The organism is Deferribacter abyssi, assembly GCF_049472655.1.
In the GTDB taxonomy this organism is placed as follows: domain Bacteria; phylum Chrysiogenota; class Deferribacteres; order Deferribacterales; family Deferribacteraceae; genus Deferribacter; species Deferribacter abyssi.
Genome location: NZ_JAQNCS010000002.1, coordinates 123,943 through 139,590 on the forward strand (window position 1 = coordinate 123,943; position 15,648 = coordinate 139,590).

The window sequence follows — 15,648 nt, forward strand, 5'->3', positions numbered from 1 at the left end:
ATTTTTTGGAGCTACAAATGATATGGAATGAAGAGTACGAAACCCTCCCTAGAGAAGCTCTTGAAGCATTACAACTTAAAAGATTACAAAATTTAGTGGAAAGAGTTTATGCAACAGTACCCTTTTATCGGAAAAAGCTTGACGAAGCCGGTGTAAGACCTGAACAAATAAAAAGTCTTGACGACCTTAGAAGATTACCTTTTACAACAAAACAAGATTTAAGAGATAATTATCCTTTTGGACTATTTGCTGTTCCAAAAGAACAGGTTGTTAGAATACATGCTTCAAGTGGCACCACAGGAAAACCGACCGTAGTTGGTTACACAAAACGTGACATAAACACCTGGGCAGAGATTATGGCAAGAACATTTCAGGCAGCAGGTGTAGGAAAAGGAGACGTCCTTCAAAATGCTTATGGTTATGGCTTATTCACAGGAGGTCTTGGTGCTCATTATGGAGCAGAACTAATTGGTGCCTCAGTAATCCCTATTTCTGGTGGTAACTCTAAAAAACAGATTATGATAATGCAGGATTTTGGAACAACAGCAATTTCATGCACCCCATCTTATGCTCTCAATCTATATGAAGTGGCTGAAGAACTTGGTATAAGTTTAAAAAAATTACCTGTTAAAGTAGGTGTGTTCGGTGCTGAACCATGGACAAATGAAATGAGAAAAGAAATTGAAGAAAAATGGGGAATAGATGCTATTGATATTTACGGATTAAGTGAAGTAATCGGTCCAGGAGTTGCTTTTGAGTGTGTAGAAGCTAAAAACGGAATGCATATCAATGAAGATCATTTTTTAGTTGAAATTATAGATCCAGAAACGGGCGAACAACTTCCTTATGGTGAAAAAGGAGAAATTGTTTTCACAACATTAACCAAGGAAGCAATCCCTCTTATCAGGTATAGAACAAGAGATATTACAAGACTCATTAAAGCACCTTGCATTTGTGGAAGAACTTTTGTTCGAATGGAAAAAGTCATGGGTAGAAGTGATGATATGTTAATCATAAGAGGTGTAAATGTCTTCCCTTCACAAATCGAATCTATTTTGATGGAAACAAAAGGTATTCTGCCTCATTATCTCATTATAGTCGATAGAGAAAATAATCTTGATACTCTGGAAATACTCGTAGAAGTTAATGAAGAATTCTTCTCTGATGAAATAAAGAAATTACAACAACTTGAAACTAGTATAGAAAAAAGCATAAAAGAAATGATAGGAATTTCTGCAAAAATAAGACTTGTAGAACCTAAAACTATAGAAAGAAGTCAGGGTAAAGCAAAAAGGGTTATTGATAAAAGAAAGATTTAATCAGGAGGCAACAATGAAAATTACTCAAATATCTATTTTTATAGAGAATCAATCCGGGAGGTTATGGGAAGTATGTGATCTTTTAGGAAAAAACAACATAAATATTCGCGCTCTATCATTAGCAGATACATCAGACTTTGGGATTTTAAGACTTATTGTAAATGATCCTGAAAAAGCATATAGAAAATTAAGAGAAAATGAATTCACTGTTGGAAAAACAGAAGTTATCGCTGTAGAAGTCCCTGATTCACCAGGAGGATTGGCAAAAATCTTAAAAATTTTAAAAGATAATAATATAAATGTAGAATACATGTACGCTTTTGTTGAAAGAAGTGGTGATTGTGCAATTATGATATTTCGCTTTGATGAAACCGATAAAGCTATAGAAGCACTAAACAATAATGGCATTAAAACAATAAAGGGTGAAGAAATCTACGGTTTATAAAATAAATCTAGGAGTAAGGGATGAAAAAAATATTACTTATTGTTTTTTTTGCAATTTTAAGTGTTACTTCATATGCAGAAATGAAAATAGGTGCCTTATTTTCTACAAGTGGTCCTGCCTCCTTTTTGGGACTTCCTGAAAAACGAACATTGGATATGGTTGTAGAAGAAATAAATAAAAAAGGTGGCATAAATGGAGAAAAAATAAAAATAATTTTTTATGACACCAAAGGAATAGATGGTGAGGCAAGAAAAAAGTTTATAAGACTTGCCACAAAAGATAAAGTATTAGCAGTGATAGGCCCAACCAGAAGTGGCTCTACTCTTGCCATCAAAGATCTTGCAAAAAAATACAAGCTACCTGTAATAAGTTGTGCTTCTAGTAATAGAATTATAAATCCTTTATACAAAGAAGTATTCAAGGTTGCACCATCTGATATCCACGCAGTTGAAAAAATTTATGAATACCTTTTATCCAAAAGGTTAAAAAAAGTTGCTATAATCACTGCCCAAAGTGGATTTGGATACTCCGGTCGTGATGCTCTGCTAAAAAAAGCAAAAGAAATGAATATAAATATTGTAGCAGACGAGAAATTTAAAGATACAGATAAAGATATGAAAAGTCAGCTATCTAAGATAGCATCAGCAAAACCTGATGCAGTGATTTGTTGGGGAGTAGGCCCTGCACCTGCAATTGTTGCTAAAAACTTTAAAGAACTTAACATTAATGCTTTGTTAGTAATGAGCCATGGAGTTGCTTCCAAGAAATTCATAGCTTTAGCTGGTAGTGCTGCAGAAAACATCATACTGCCTGCAGGCAGATTAATTGTTGCTGATCAGTTATCAGATAAAGACCCTTTCAAAAAAATACTTTTAAAATACAAAAAAAATTATGAGACTAAATACAAAAGTGAAGTTTCCACTTTCGGTGGTCATGCGTATGATGCAATGAACATTTTAAAAATAGCTTTAGAAAATGTCGGTAAAGACAAACATAAAATAGCTAATTCGATAGAAACCATAAAAGGATATAAAGGCACCTATGGTGAATTTAATTTCACCAAAAAAGACCATAACGGTCTAACAAAAGATGCTTTTATAATGGTTAAAATTGTAAACGGTAATTGGAAGTTAATTCATCAGTAGTTAATGGCATTATTTTAAAAATGCATATATATACACAAATTGTAAGGAAATTATAACAACTATGCAATTTTTATATTCTGGTCTTACAACAGGGAGCATTTACACCCTTGTTGCAATAGGATTTAATATTATATACAATACTACTGGAATAATCAATTTTGCTCAAGGTGAATTTGTAATGCTAGGTGGTATGTTGATATATACCGCCTTGCATTATTTAAATTTTCCTATTTACATCTCTTTTATAGTTGCTTTAGCATCATCATTTATTCTAGGAATAATTACTGAAAGATTATTCCTTAATAGTATCAAAATAAAAACTGAAATAAACCTCATAACTATAACACTGGCCCTTGCAATTATTTTGCGTGGAGCATCTATGATTATCTGGGGCAGAGATTCGTTGAAAGTTGACCCTTACATTACTGAAAAAACCATTTCTATGCCAGGAGGGGTTTTAACTACAAGTAGTCTGCTGGTTATTGTAGTCTCTATTGTTGTAGCAACTTTACTTTCTTTTTTCTTCAAGTTTACTAAATATGGAAAAGCATTTAGAGCATGTCATAATGACCCCTATGCAGCATCAAATTGTGGTATAAGTGTTAATAAGATAAAAATGCTATCATTTGCTATTGCTGCTACCATTGGTTGCATTGCCGGAATCCTTATCACTCCTATTACATTTGTCACATATAACGACGGAATTATGACAGGTTTAAAAGGGTTTTCTGCTGCAATTTTTGGAGGGCTAGGCAGATTTTCAGGCGCCATTGTGGGCGGATTTTTTCTAGCTATAACAGAAAGTTTTTTTGCTTCTGTGTTACCTTCTGGTTATAAAGACGCTTTTGCTTTTATTATTTTGCTCATTATTTTATTTGTTTTGCCAAATGGAATATTAGGAAAAAAGAAAGCTGATAGAGTATGAAACCGTTAAACAAAACGTTTTTCATCTTTAATATAATATTAATTATAATAATCGGCTCAACAGTAAAAAACGATTATTATCTTAGTCTTATTACATATATTATGATAAATGCCATTTTAGCTTCAGGATTAAACATTTTACTTGGTTACGCAGGTATTATTTCTTTATGTCAAGCAGCTTTTTTCGGCATAGGAGCATATCTTTCAGGTATACTGACAGTACATTACTCATTTTCCCCCTTTCTAACAGTTTTAATTGGAATTATTGTGACTTTTTCTGTAGCATTACTCGTCGGCTATCCAGCCCTAAAATTACATGGACACTATCTGGCAATGGCAACTTTAGGTTTTGGAATGATTATCTATATTTTTGCAAACGAACTAGACATGTTTACAGGTGGTCCTTCAGGTTTGGTAGGAATTCCTTATTTTTCAGTATTCGGACTAGAATTTGATACTGAAATAAAGAATTTTATTCTGTTTGCTATACTCTATCTATTTAGTTTAATATTACTTGAACTTTTTGATAAGTCTTTCATAAGTTATGACTTTCGTTTTATCAGAGAATCAGAACACGCTTCCAGTGCTTTTGGAATTAACTTTAAGAAAGAAAAAGTTATACTATTTGCTGTCATAGCTGCTTATTCATCCATGATAGGCTCATTCTATGCATTTTATTCCCAGTTTATAAGCCCTTCTTCTATAGGAATAAATTATTCCATTGAAATATTAGCAATGACAATAATTGGTGGATTAGGAACTACCTATGGAGGAATTATAGGAGCTATAATAATTTCATTGATACCAGAGCTTTTTGCTTCTTTTGAAGATTATGAAATAATCATATATGGTGGAATTTTAGCATTCTGTATTATATTTTTCCCTTATGGAATAGTTGGTTTTTTTAAGAGGTTAAAAATTGTTAAAAACTGAACATATTTGCGTAAATTTTGGTGGAATTAAAGCACTAGTAGATGTAAATATTAATGTAAAACCAGGAAATATAGTTGCATTAATTGGACCAAATGGTGCCGGTAAAACCACTTTATTTAACGTTATTACTGGTTTCATAACCAAATACAGTGGAAAAGTTTTCTTTAAAAATGAAAATATATCTTATAAACCTCCCAATGTTATTTACCAAAAAGGAATTTCTAGAACATTTCAAAATCTTAAAATTATTAATGAAGTAACGATAAAGGATAATTTAATTTTAGGACTGTTGAAAAAAAAGATAAAAAAATATTACTTCAAAAACTTTTTTCGTTTTGATAAAAAATTTAGAAAAGAAATCGAACAAACATTAGATTATACTCTTGAGCTTTTTGGAATTTCTGAATGGAAAGATAAGACTCCTGATGAAGCTCCTTATGGCGTGCTCAAATACCTTGAATTAGCAAGAAGCTATCTGTCTTCACCAGCTCTACTGTTACTAGATGAGCCTGCTGCAGGTTTAAACAATTTTGAAAAAGAAAAAATGATAGAGCTCATTAAGAAGCTTAAGAACGAAGGAATCACCATATTAATGGTAGAACATGACATGAACTTCATCTCAAGTCTTGCGGACAAAGTATACTGTTTAAATTTTGGGAAAATTATTGCTGAGGGTTCATATATTGAAATCAGAAACAATCCTGAGGTTTTGAAGGCTTACCTTGGAGATGAAGATGCTTAGAGTTACTTCATTAACCTCATATTATGGGAAAATTAAAGCTTTAAAAAATGTTTCAATACATATTAAACCTAAAGAGTTTGTATCACTAATAGGTTCAAACGGAGCCGGTAAAACCACACTTTTAAATTCTATAATGGGACATATCCAAAAAAAAGAAGGGGAAATATATTTCAACAGTAAAAACATAACAAATTTAAAACATGAAAAAATAGTACATCTAGGCATCGGTTTTGTACCTGAAGGTCGAAGGATTTTTACAGATATGACCGTAGAAGAAAATCTTGAGATGGGGGCTTTTACCATAAAAAACAAAAATAAAATTACTGAAAATTTAGAATTCCTCTTCAACATCTTTCCTATTCTAAAGGAAAGAAGAAAGCAACAGGCCGGAATGCTTTCGGGTGGTGAACAACAAATGCTTGCCATCTCAAGAGCGTTGATGTCTAGCCCCAAAATATTACTCATGGATGAACCATCTATGGGACTTGCTCCTAAAGTAATAACTGAACTTTACGAAAAGTTATCTTTTTTAAAAAACTCCGGGCTTACAATTTTCCTTGTGGAACAAAATGCCAAAATTGCTTTAAAATATTCTGACAGAAGTTATGTCCTTGAAAACGGAAGAATTATTTTACAAGGAAAAAGTAATGAATTATTGAATGACAATGAACTTTTAAGAGCTTATTTAGGTAAAGAATACAAAGAGAAGTGGGAGAGATAATATGAGAATGTGGCAAATGAGCGAAGAAACCATCTCTTTATCTGAGTTAAAACAACTTCAATTAGAGAGACTTCAATCCACACTAAACAGAGTTTATAATAATGTAGAATTTTATAATAAAGTATTTAATAAGTATAATATAACACCTGATGATATTAAATCTCTTGAAGATATCAAAAAACTACCTTTTACCACAAAACAAGATTTAAGAGACAATTACCCTTATGGAATGTTTGCCGTACCACTAAAAGATATTGTTAGAATTCACTCATCAAGCGGAACAACTGGTAAACCTACTGTAGTAGGCTACACAAAAAGGGATCTTGAAACCTGGAAAAATCTTGTAGCAAGAATCATGGTAGCAGGGGGAGTTTCAAAAGAAGACATAGTTCATATCGCCTTTACTTATGGCCTTTTCACAGGTGGGTTTGGTTTACATTATGGAGCAGAACATATTGGAGCAAGTGTTATCCCCGTATCAAGTGGAAATACTAGAAGGCAAATAATGATAATGCAAGATTATAGAAGCACTGTTTTAATCTGCACCCCTTCCTACGCATTGCATATAGCCGAAACATTAGAATCAATGGAAATATCTAAAAACGATTTGCATTTAAAATATGGTCTTTTAGGTAGTGAACCATGGGGTGAAAAAATAAGAAATGAAATCGAAGCAAAATTAGGTATAATTGCTACAGATAATTACGGACTTAGTGAAATAATAGGTCCAGGTGTCTCTGGTGAGTGTCTTTATAAAAACGGATTACACATAAATGAAGACCATTTTTATGTAGAAGTTATCGATCCAGATACTGGAGAAGTATTACCTGAAGGAGAGAAAGGAGAACTTGTCATCACCACTCTTACAAAAGAAGCAATGCCTTTAATTAGATACAGAACAAGAGATATTACAAGAATTTACAGAGATAATTGCAAGTGCGGAAGAACTTTCATCAAAATGGAAAAACCTTCTGGTAGAACAGATGATATGATTATAGTAAATGGTGTAAATATTTTTCCATCACAGGTTGAAGAGGCCTTAAAAGAAATAGAACACACTACTCCTCATTTCATGATATATGTTAAGAAGAAAGGTGCTCTGGATATGATGGAAATACATCTAGAAGTTTCTGAAAATCTGTTTTTTGATGAGATGAAACGACAAAAAGAAATTCTTGATCAGATAACTGACAGGCTTTTTAATTATCTTGGTATTAAACCAAAGGTAAAACTTGTAGAACCAAAATCATTAGAACGCTTTGAGGGAAAAGCAAAACGAGTGGTTGATGAAAGGCATCAGTAATAATACATTTTGAGTTATTTAATAATTGATTTTTCTCAACAATTCAATAAAATCTACTGGATGCTGAACAAAGAAATTAAAGGCTCCATTTTTATCTTAATTGCAGCAATGCTGTGGGGAACAACGGGCACAGCACAAGGACTTGCCCCTGAGAATGCATCATCAGCAGTAATTGGAACTTTAAGAATCCTTATTGGTGGTTTAGCTCTAATGCTGATAGCAATCTTAAAAAGAGAATTCAAAGATTCTTCTCCATGGCCTAGGCTTCTCACATTTACTGGCATGATAGGAGTGGCTTTATATCAAATAACTTTTTTTTATGGTGTTAAACTTGCTGGTGTCGCTGTGGGAACTGTAGTAGGTATAGGGAGTGCACCCATTTCTGCGGGTATTTTATCCATATTATTTTTGAAAGAAAAAATTCATAAAAAATGGCTCATCAGCACTATCCTCGCATTATTAGGATTATTCTTTATAAGCTTTGGTGGAAAAAAATATGATTTAAACTTTAACTTATTTGGTATACTACTAGCATTAATGGCAGGCTTTTCTTATTCTTTTTACACTATGATCAGTAAAAAACTTATTATAAAGCATACTGTGGACTCAGTTATGGCAGTATTATTTTTAGGTGGGGCAATTCTGCTCAGTCCCATTCTTTTTATTTATGATAATAGTTGGATTTTTACTCTCAGAGGAATTGCCGTTTCTCTTCATTTAGGATTATTCGCAACAGCTATCTCTTATATGTTTTTTATAAGAGGTTTAAAATTTGTAAAAGTCTCTACTACAGCAACATTGTCTCTTATGGAGCCATTAACAGCAACAATTTTAGGCATTACTATCCTTAAAGAAAAACCTAACTTTTATTCTATAATAGGTATTACTTTTATTTTCATTGGTATTTTTTTATTAACTTTCAACAAAAACAATTAAAAAACTAAATAAAAACCTTAACATTAAACTTTAATTTTTTAGCTCAAATTCCCCATTCAAAATTCAGTATATCTTCTTTACACATCATTTACCCTATGTTATCATAACATTATGAAAATTTTATACATTGAGGACAACAAAAATAATTTACTATTAATAAAAAAAATCTTAAAAGAAATATTTCCAGATTTTGTTACTGCTAAATCAGGCAGAGAAGGGCTAAAACTTTTACTAACAGAACAACCTGATATTGCCTTAATTGATTTAAATTTGCCTGACATAAATGGCTTCGACATTATAGAAAGTTTAAAAAGAGAAAAAGTATTGGATAAAATAACCGTTATTGCTATTTCTGGCTATACTGACAAACATACAGTAAAATCTGTTTACGAAGCAGGATTTGATGGATTTATTGAAAAACCCGTTAATATAGACAAAATGGTAGAATATCTCATTAAAGTTCACAACACTAGAAATTATAACAAAAATCGAAGAATAAAAAATACTGTAAAAAACAATCAGGTAAATCCATCAGAAACTAAATATATTTCTGATAATATAGTTGAAATTATATCTCATGAATTAAAAACACCCATAACATCATTAATAATTGATATCAAAAACAATAATATAAGACAAGACTTAATACTTGATAAATTATATAATTATATCGATTTAATTAATAAAACATTGAGTTTCTTTCAAACTCAAATACTATCTAAAACCATAATATGTCACTCTTTTAAAATCAAAGAATTTGTTGAATATTTAGAAAAAAAATATCCAGTAAGCATCAATTATTCATTAGAAGATATAAATATTTATCAAAATCTCGAATTCGTTAAATATTTATTTGACACATCTTTAAGTTTTATATTATCTTTATGTGAAACAAATACAACAATAGAGCTATTATTAAATATTAATAACTCTTATTTGGATTGTGTGATTAAAAAAGAAATAAACATGATATTACTAGAAACATTAAAAAAAGATAATTATTACAAAACAATCTTAGAAATAACTGGCACATCTTTAGAGTTACACAACAAGAACTTGCTTCTCAAAATACCTGTCTGGGGTAAAAATGTTTAGAGTTTTATATGTAGAAGATGACTTTCAAAGTTTCAAGCTCGTAGAGCTAGTTTTAAAAAAATACAATATAAAAGTAATCTTAGCTAAAGATGGACTTGAAGCAATAGAACTTGCAGAAAAAATAGCACCTGATTTAATAATTATGGACATTAACTTACCAAAATTGAAAGGATATGAGGCTGCAGCAATTATAAAATCTAACAAGGCAACGAATCACATTCCCATTATTGCTTTAACAGCTGTTTCGGATAGTAACTATGAAAAATTATCTATGCTTGCAGGCTGTGATGCCTTTTATACAAAACCAATAGATCCGCAAAAATTCGGCAAAGAAATTATAACATATATTGAACAAAGAAAATTTGATGAAAAAGAAATAGATTTCCTATCAAAAGAAATAAGCGTATCATTAAAACATAAAACTGAAGAATTAGTTAAATTAGAAAAAATAGTGTTAAATTTGAATTATAAACTTAATAAAATTCTTAGTTCATTACCGGATGCAATTTTCATAATAAAAAAAGATTTTACTATAGAATATATGAACACTGAAGGATTAAAACTTAAAATAACTGACAACAAATTCTTAAACACTTCTTATTTTTTTGATATTTTTTCTACAATTGACTACCCCTTAGAAGATTTAAAAGACAATTTAATTAAACTTAATAAATTAAGTGGGATATATCTTACTTTAAACAATGATTCAAAACGTTTTTTTCTCACAACTTTTTCTACTATAGACAATAATTACCTAGTAACTCTTAAAGAAATCACCAATATCAAAAAATTTGAAGAAAATGTTCAACATATTGAGAAATTAGCCACAATAGGACAAATAACATCGGGAATCATTCATGAAATAAACAATCCAATTACTGCCGTAAAAAACTATCTTACTGCGCTAAAGAATACAATTAATAATGAAAATCAACTTTCAATTTTAGAAAAAATTGAATTTGGAATTGATAGAATTTCTACTCTATCTAATAATCTTATGACTTTCACAAGAAAACCATCAGGGAAAAAATACCCTCTAAATATCAATCATATAATAAAAACAGTTTTTGCTTTTAGTGAATATGAAATTAAGAGAGGAAATGTAAATGTTGTTTTTAATCTTGATGAAAATCTTCCTCTAATTTTAGGTAATAAAACGAGTATAGAGCAGTTGGTATTAAATATACTAATTAATGCCAATCACGCTGCAAACGAAAAAGAAAACCCAGAAATTCATATTAAAACACATTCTGATGACAAAAATATATTTCTTGAAATAACAGATAATGGAAATGGAATTCCTGAAGAAATTAGAAATAAAATCTTTGACCCTTTCTTTACAACAAAGCCTGAAGGTAAAGGAACAGGACTAGGATTAGCAATAGTAAAAAAAATAGTAGAAGATCATAACGCTAATATAACATTTAAAACTGGGAAAAACGGCACAAAATTCGTTATTAAATTCCCTAAATATGAAAAGGAATAAATATAATGGAAAAAATTACACATGTAGACAATTTTTTAGAACCTAATATAAAAGTCACAGTAGATGTGTTATCCGGTGAATTTCAAGATAGATACGATTCTAGAATAGAAATAGTTAACAAAGATTTTCTTTATATCACTGTCCCCACTAAAAACGCCATCCCAGCCCCTTTAACTCCTGGAACAAAAATTGAAGTTTCATTTATCACTGATAAAGGTAGATTTAGTTTCAATAGTGAAGTTGTAGAAAGAATTAAAGAAAACATTTTAATGCTAAAAATAACTAAGCCTAGTTTTTTAACAAGAAAAGAGCTTAGAAGATATTTTCGAGTAGAAACATATCTTAAAATTATTATATGTAAAATCAATTATAATGCTAACGATAATATCCCTGAAATGTTAAAAGAATGTGATTACGGAATTATTAAAGATATTTCTGGTGGAGGAGTTAAACTTGTTACAGAATTACCATTAAAAGTAGAAAATATTGTTGAATTAGATTTTAATAACACAATTAATAATATAAAAGAGATTTTTGGAAAGGTTGTCAGAGTTATAAATCTAAACAATAAATATGAAGCAGGAATTGAATTTATATCAATAAGAGAAAATGATAGGGATAAAATAATACAATATGTCTTTAAACGTCAAATAGAATTAAAAAAAATGCAAAAATAACGTTTGGGGGATGTTATATGGCATATAAAAGTGAAAAAATTAATGATATTGAAATCATTTATCCAATGAACGAAATAGATGCCATTACTGGCAATGAAATCAAGAAATACATTAATTCATTAAAAGAGTTAAGCGGTATAATAATTAATTTTAATAGAGTTAATTATTTAAACAGTTCTGGCTTACGTGAATTAATTCAGTCATTAAGAATCTTAAAAGACAAAAACATCTCAATGGCTTTATGTAATCTATCTGATAATATAAAAAAAATATTCACCAATACTAATCTTCACAAACTATTCGATATTTTTAACAATGAAGATGATGCTATCAAATATATTCAAGAAAAACACTCTGTTTGAAATAATATCAGAGTTTTTATTAACTGAATATGGTCTAAAAATTACTTCTGCTAACATTGACCTAATAACTAAGTTTATTAGTGAAAATCAATATTTATCATCATTATTAATAGATGAACTGTACTTAACTCTAAAAAAGAATCTTAAGTCTTTCATGTTAAACAATGAAACATATTTTTTCCGCCATAAAAAACAAATTAATAATGTTTTGGATTATGTAAAATGCACGCAGGATTTAAAAGTTAATATTTTATCTTTCGGATGCTCTTCAGGGGAAGAATGTTATTCCATAGCGATTGAGTTTTTTATAAACAATATTACTAATTATGAAATTATTGGGATTGATATTGATGATGAAGCATTAAAACAGGCTAAAAAAGGGACTTATAATATTAGATCATTTAAAAAGTTTCCTGAGCCTTATTACTCATTTTTTACGAAAAAAAAAGAACAATATACAATAAAACCTTTTTTGAAAGAAAAAGTACGATTTTTAAATATCAATTTAATTAAAGAAAATATCAAAAATTTTTTTAAAAGTAACTATTTTAACATAATTCTCATTAATAATGTTTTGATTTATTTAGATATGAGATTCATAAAAATAATACTTGATCAACTCAACACAGTTTTAAAAGAAAATGGTAAAATCTTCACTACAGTTGAGGAATTCAACCTAATTCTAAAATCAAATGTATTTTTTAAAGATGATACTTACAGTTACGCTTTTAAAAAGAAAAACTTAGAAGAACTAATTAAAAAAGAATTTAGAGAACTTTATGAAATGAAACCTATTTCTAAAAACCCAGAAAGTGAACGTATTTATTATTTTGCAGAAAAATACAACAATTTTGATGAAGAAACATTAAAAAACATATTGCAAAAAGAAAAAAAACCTGAAAAAATATGCGCAATATATTATTCACTTTTTACAAAAACATTAAACCCAGAATTTTTAGAAATTTTTATAAAAAAACTTATTACATACAATCATCATTATGAGGCAAAAAAATGGTTAAAAACTTATATCCTTCTAATTAACCCTACCGAGAAAGATATTAATGATTATATTGAATTATGTATTAAAGCAAAAGACTACGAGGAAGCAATCAAAATGTTAGAAAAAAAAGTTTCTCTTTTTAACAGAAAAGAAGATATTGAAAAGTTAAATATTATAAAATATGGTAAAAAATGAATGATATTTTATTATGTATAGATAAAGATGAGACTATTCAAGAGTGTTTATTAGCAAATAATATAATTGTTAGGACTACTTTGGCTTCAGTAATCAATGAACTGCTGATAAATAAATATTCTGCAGTAATTATATCAGAAAAATTCTTTGAACAAAACTCATTAATCCTACAAATTTTATCGCAGCATATTAACACAAATCCACCAAAATTTTTTCTTTTAACTTCCAAAAATTACACTTTTCATGATGTTGGTATTTTAAACACTCAAAATTTAAAAATATTACTGGAAAAGCTAAAAGAAAAAAGTTTAACAAATAATTGTACAAATACTGATAAAAACAAAATTGAAATATTTACAAATAATATTTTTAAGTTGGCATTTACTAATAGTATTTTTCAAATAATATACAAGAATCAAAACAAGTTTGAAGATTCAATATATCAACTGCTTGATATCCTCGAAAAAACATTAATTCCATTAAATCTTTTAATAGCTTTAAAAACAGATACAACTCTTAAAGTTTTTATAAGCAATAATTCAAACTCAATATGCTGCAGTCTTATTAACAAGTTAATAAAAAAGTTTGATCTAAATGACTTAGATATAAATATTGTAAAAAAAAATATAACAAATGAAGTATCATTAATAAACAAGCCTACAACAGAGAGGTTTTTTCATCTCAATGATAAAATTTATATTTATTTACAATTTGTTGCAGACAAAAAACCTGCTGACGAAATTTTAGAATATTCTATTTTTTACAGCAATCTTTTAATAAACTCTCTTTTATCCACACAAAAACATTATTATGAGGTAACCACAGACTATTTAACAAAATGTTACAATAGACGTTTTTTTGAAGAAACTTTAAAAAACTTAATTAAACGCTCAAAAAGATATAAATATCCATACGCTTTTATTAGTTATGATATCGATGACTTTAAAAAAATTAATGATACCTTTGGCCATATAACTGGTGATAACACTTTAATAGAATTAACAACCTTAATAAAATCTATTTTAAGAGAATCAGATGTTTTAGCAAGATTTGGAGGTGAAGAATTTGCTATATTACTACCTCAAACCAATAAAAAAGGAGCAGTAGTTTTAGCAAATAAAATCAGAAAAACTGTAGCTAATCATAATTTTACCTGTTTAAAAAAACATAAACTTACTATTTCAGTTGGTGTAGTATGCGTTGAAAATAATTTTGATATTGATTATAACTCAATTTACAAGCTTGTAGACGATGCAATGTATGAAGCAAAAAATACAGGAAAAAATAAAGTAGTTATAAAAGTAATATGAATTACAAAATAGACTGTTTATCTAAAGCTGAATTGCAAAAATTAGTAGAAGTCTTGGGGGAAAAGCCGTTCAGAGGAAAACAACTATTTAAGTGGATTTATCAAAAAGGTGTAATCGATTTTTCATCAATGACTGACATATCTAAAACCTTTCGTGAAAAACTAAGTAAATCTTACTCTTTTACAAAACTAAAAAAAGAACATATTGTTACATCTAAGCTCGATGGTTCAAAAAAAATACTTTTTAAATTAGAAGATAATAATTTTATAGAATCAGTTCTTATGTTTGATGAAAACAGAATCACTGCCTGTATTTCAACACAAGTTGGTTGTAAAATGGGGTGTAAGTTCTGCAATACTGCTAAAATAGGATTTGTGAGGAATTTAACTGCCGGAGAAATTCTAAGGCAAGTTATTGAACTCAACAACATTTTATCAGAATCAGGGAAGAAACTTACTAACATAGTCTTTATGGGAATGGGTGAACCTTTAGATAACTTAAAAAATCTTGAAAAATCACTTGAAATTATCCTTGATGAAGATGGGTTAAATTTTAGTCATAGAAAAGTAACTATTTCAACAGCAGGACTTCTCGACAAACTTGAAAAACTAGTAAATAAGAATTTTAAGGTAAATATTGCCATTTCTTTAAACGCTTCAGACAATAAAAAAAGAAACCTGATAATGCCTATAAATAAAAAATTTGATATAAATGACATAGTGAAAGTAATAAAAAAATTACCAGTTCCTAAAAGAAAACGTATTACATTAGAATATGTAATGATAAAAAATTTCAACGATTCCACTGCTGATGCTTTGAAACTTGCAAAACTTCTCAACGGATTACCAATCAAAGTAAATCTAATAATTTATAATAAAACAAAAAGAAGTAACTTAGACTCACCAGATCTAAATAGTGCTTTAAATTTTCAGAAGACTTTGATAAATAATGGTATAGCAACATTCATAAGAAAAAGTTTTGGAGCAGATATTGAAGCAGCATGCGGCCAACTTTATGCATCATACATAAAAACGCTATAAATATGTCCTCAGGAG

General features: G+C 29.1%; 16 protein-coding genes. All 16 read left to right on the forward strand.

Annotated features, from left to right (window positions below; translation table 11 throughout):
• Positions 1-17: 17 nt before the first annotated feature.
• The gene (locus OWK30_RS01645) at positions 18-1,319 is read left to right on the forward strand and encodes a phenylacetate--CoA ligase family protein (protein ID WP_423322957.1); all 1,302 of its coding nucleotides are present in this window, start codon (positions 18-20) and stop codon (positions 1,317-1,319) included.
• 13 nt (positions 1,320-1,332) lie between these two features.
• Positions 1,333-1,764 carry an ACT domain-containing protein gene (locus tag OWK30_RS01650; RefSeq protein WP_423322959.1) on the forward strand — a complete coding sequence of 144 codons (432 nt, stop codon included), beginning with the start codon at positions 1,333-1,335 and terminating at the stop codon, positions 1,762-1,764.
• A gap of 20 nt (positions 1,765-1,784) precedes the next feature.
• Positions 1,785-2,909, forward strand: a complete 1,125-nt coding sequence (locus OWK30_RS01655; RefSeq protein ID WP_423322961.1) for an ABC transporter substrate-binding protein — start codon at positions 1,785-1,787, stop codon at positions 2,907-2,909.
• 61 nt (positions 2,910-2,970) lie between these two features.
• On the forward strand, positions 2,971-3,834 hold the full coding sequence (locus tag OWK30_RS01660) for a branched-chain amino acid ABC transporter permease (RefSeq protein ID WP_423322963.1): 864 nt from the start codon (positions 2,971-2,973) through the stop codon (positions 3,832-3,834).
• Positions 3,831-4,766, forward strand: coding sequence for a branched-chain amino acid ABC transporter permease (locus tag OWK30_RS01665; RefSeq protein WP_423322965.1), 936 nt, complete (start codon positions 3,831-3,833; stop codon positions 4,764-4,766). The genes OWK30_RS01660 and OWK30_RS01665 overlap by 4 nt, the downstream gene beginning before the upstream one ends.
• The gene (locus OWK30_RS01670) at positions 4,753-5,508 is read left to right on the forward strand and encodes an ABC transporter ATP-binding protein (RefSeq protein ID WP_423322967.1); all 756 of its coding nucleotides are present in this window, start codon (positions 4,753-4,755) and stop codon (positions 5,506-5,508) included. The genes OWK30_RS01665 and OWK30_RS01670 overlap by 14 nt, the downstream gene beginning before the upstream one ends.
• The gene (locus OWK30_RS01675) at positions 5,501-6,229 is read left to right on the forward strand and encodes an ABC transporter ATP-binding protein (protein WP_423322969.1); all 729 of its coding nucleotides are present in this window, start codon (positions 5,501-5,503) and stop codon (positions 6,227-6,229) included. The genes OWK30_RS01670 and OWK30_RS01675 overlap by 8 nt, the downstream gene beginning before the upstream one ends.
• Before the next feature lies 1 nt (position 6,230).
• Entirely contained in the window at positions 6,231-7,532 is a 1,302-nt protein-coding gene (locus OWK30_RS01680; RefSeq protein WP_423322971.1) for a phenylacetate--CoA ligase family protein, read from the forward strand.
• Between the two features lie 60 nt (positions 7,533-7,592).
• Complete coding sequence (locus OWK30_RS01685) at positions 7,593-8,468, forward strand: DMT family transporter (RefSeq protein ID WP_423322973.1); 876 nt, start codon at positions 7,593-7,595, stop codon at positions 8,466-8,468.
• 111 nt (positions 8,469-8,579) lie between these two features.
• The gene (locus OWK30_RS01690; RefSeq protein WP_423322975.1) at positions 8,580-9,563 is read left to right on the forward strand and encodes a response regulator; all 984 of its coding nucleotides are present in this window, start codon (positions 8,580-8,582) and stop codon (positions 9,561-9,563) included.
• Positions 9,556-11,049, forward strand: coding sequence for an ATP-binding protein (locus tag OWK30_RS01695; RefSeq protein WP_423322977.1), 1,494 nt, complete (start codon positions 9,556-9,558; stop codon positions 11,047-11,049). The genes OWK30_RS01690 and OWK30_RS01695 overlap by 8 nt, the downstream gene beginning before the upstream one ends.
• Before the next feature lie 5 nt (positions 11,050-11,054).
• Complete coding sequence (locus tag OWK30_RS01700; RefSeq protein WP_423322979.1) at positions 11,055-11,726, forward strand: flagellar brake protein; 672 nt, start codon at positions 11,055-11,057, stop codon at positions 11,724-11,726.
• A 17-nt stretch (positions 11,727-11,743) separates the two neighbouring features.
• A complete protein-coding gene (locus OWK30_RS01705; RefSeq protein ID WP_423322981.1) occupies positions 11,744-12,088 on the forward strand; it encodes an STAS domain-containing protein in 345 nt (114 codons plus the stop codon).
• The gene (locus OWK30_RS01710) at positions 12,042-13,283 is read left to right on the forward strand and encodes a CheR family methyltransferase (RefSeq protein WP_423322983.1); all 1,242 of its coding nucleotides are present in this window, start codon (positions 12,042-12,044) and stop codon (positions 13,281-13,283) included. The genes OWK30_RS01705 and OWK30_RS01710 overlap by 47 nt, the downstream gene beginning before the upstream one ends.
• Positions 13,280-14,593 (forward strand): GGDEF domain-containing protein, encoded by a 1,314-nt coding sequence (locus OWK30_RS01715; protein ID WP_423322985.1) that lies wholly within the window; start codon positions 13,280-13,282, stop codon positions 14,591-14,593. Before OWK30_RS01710 ends, OWK30_RS01715 begins: the two co-directional genes overlap by 4 nt.
• Positions 14,590-15,633, forward strand: a complete 1,044-nt coding sequence (gene rlmN, locus OWK30_RS01720; protein ID WP_423322988.1) for a dual-specificity RNA methyltransferase RlmN — start codon at positions 14,590-14,592, stop codon at positions 15,631-15,633. Before OWK30_RS01715 ends, rlmN begins: the two co-directional genes overlap by 4 nt.
• The last annotated feature ends 15 nt before the right edge of the window (positions 15,634-15,648 follow it).

Bases quoted from the DNA above. Each gene is read 5' to 3' on its own strand.
- OWK30_RS01710 (WP_423322983.1), top strand. From the start codon at position 12,042: ATGAAGATGATGCTATCAAATATATTCAAGAAAAACACTCTGTTTGAA.
- OWK30_RS01685 (WP_423322973.1), top strand. From the start codon at position 7,593: ATGCTGAACAAAGAAATTAAAGGCTCCATTTTTATCTTAATTGCAGCA.
- OWK30_RS01700 (WP_423322979.1), top strand. From the start codon at position 11,055: ATGGAAAAAATTACACATGTAGACAATTTTTTAGAACCTAATATAAAA.
- OWK30_RS01695 (WP_423322977.1), top strand. From the start codon at position 9,556: ATGTTTAGAGTTTTATATGTAGAAGATGACTTTCAAAGTTTCAAGCTC.
- OWK30_RS01650 (WP_423322959.1), top strand. From the start codon at position 1,333: ATGAAAATTACTCAAATATCTATTTTTATAGAGAATCAATCCGGGAGG.
- OWK30_RS01665 (WP_423322965.1), top strand. From the start codon at position 3,831: ATGAAACCGTTAAACAAAACGTTTTTCATCTTTAATATAATATTAATT.
- OWK30_RS01690 (WP_423322975.1), top strand. From the start codon at position 8,580: ATGAAAATTTTATACATTGAGGACAACAAAAATAATTTACTATTAATA.
- OWK30_RS01715 (WP_423322985.1), top strand. From the start codon at position 13,280: ATGAATGATATTTTATTATGTATAGATAAAGATGAGACTATTCAAGAG.
- OWK30_RS01645 (WP_423322957.1), top strand. From the start codon at position 18: ATGATATGGAATGAAGAGTACGAAACCCTCCCTAGAGAAGCTCTTGAA.
- rlmN (WP_423322988.1), top strand. From the start codon at position 14,590: ATGAATTACAAAATAGACTGTTTATCTAAAGCTGAATTGCAAAAATTA.
- OWK30_RS01660 (WP_423322963.1), top strand. From the start codon at position 2,971: ATGCAATTTTTATATTCTGGTCTTACAACAGGGAGCATTTACACCCTT.
- OWK30_RS01655 (WP_423322961.1), top strand. From the start codon at position 1,785: ATGAAAAAAATATTACTTATTGTTTTTTTTGCAATTTTAAGTGTTACT.
- OWK30_RS01675 (WP_423322969.1), top strand. From the start codon at position 5,501: ATGCTTAGAGTTACTTCATTAACCTCATATTATGGGAAAATTAAAGCT.
- OWK30_RS01680 (WP_423322971.1), top strand. From the start codon at position 6,231: ATGAGAATGTGGCAAATGAGCGAAGAAACCATCTCTTTATCTGAGTTA.
- OWK30_RS01705 (WP_423322981.1), top strand. From the start codon at position 11,744: ATGGCATATAAAAGTGAAAAAATTAATGATATTGAAATCATTTATCCA.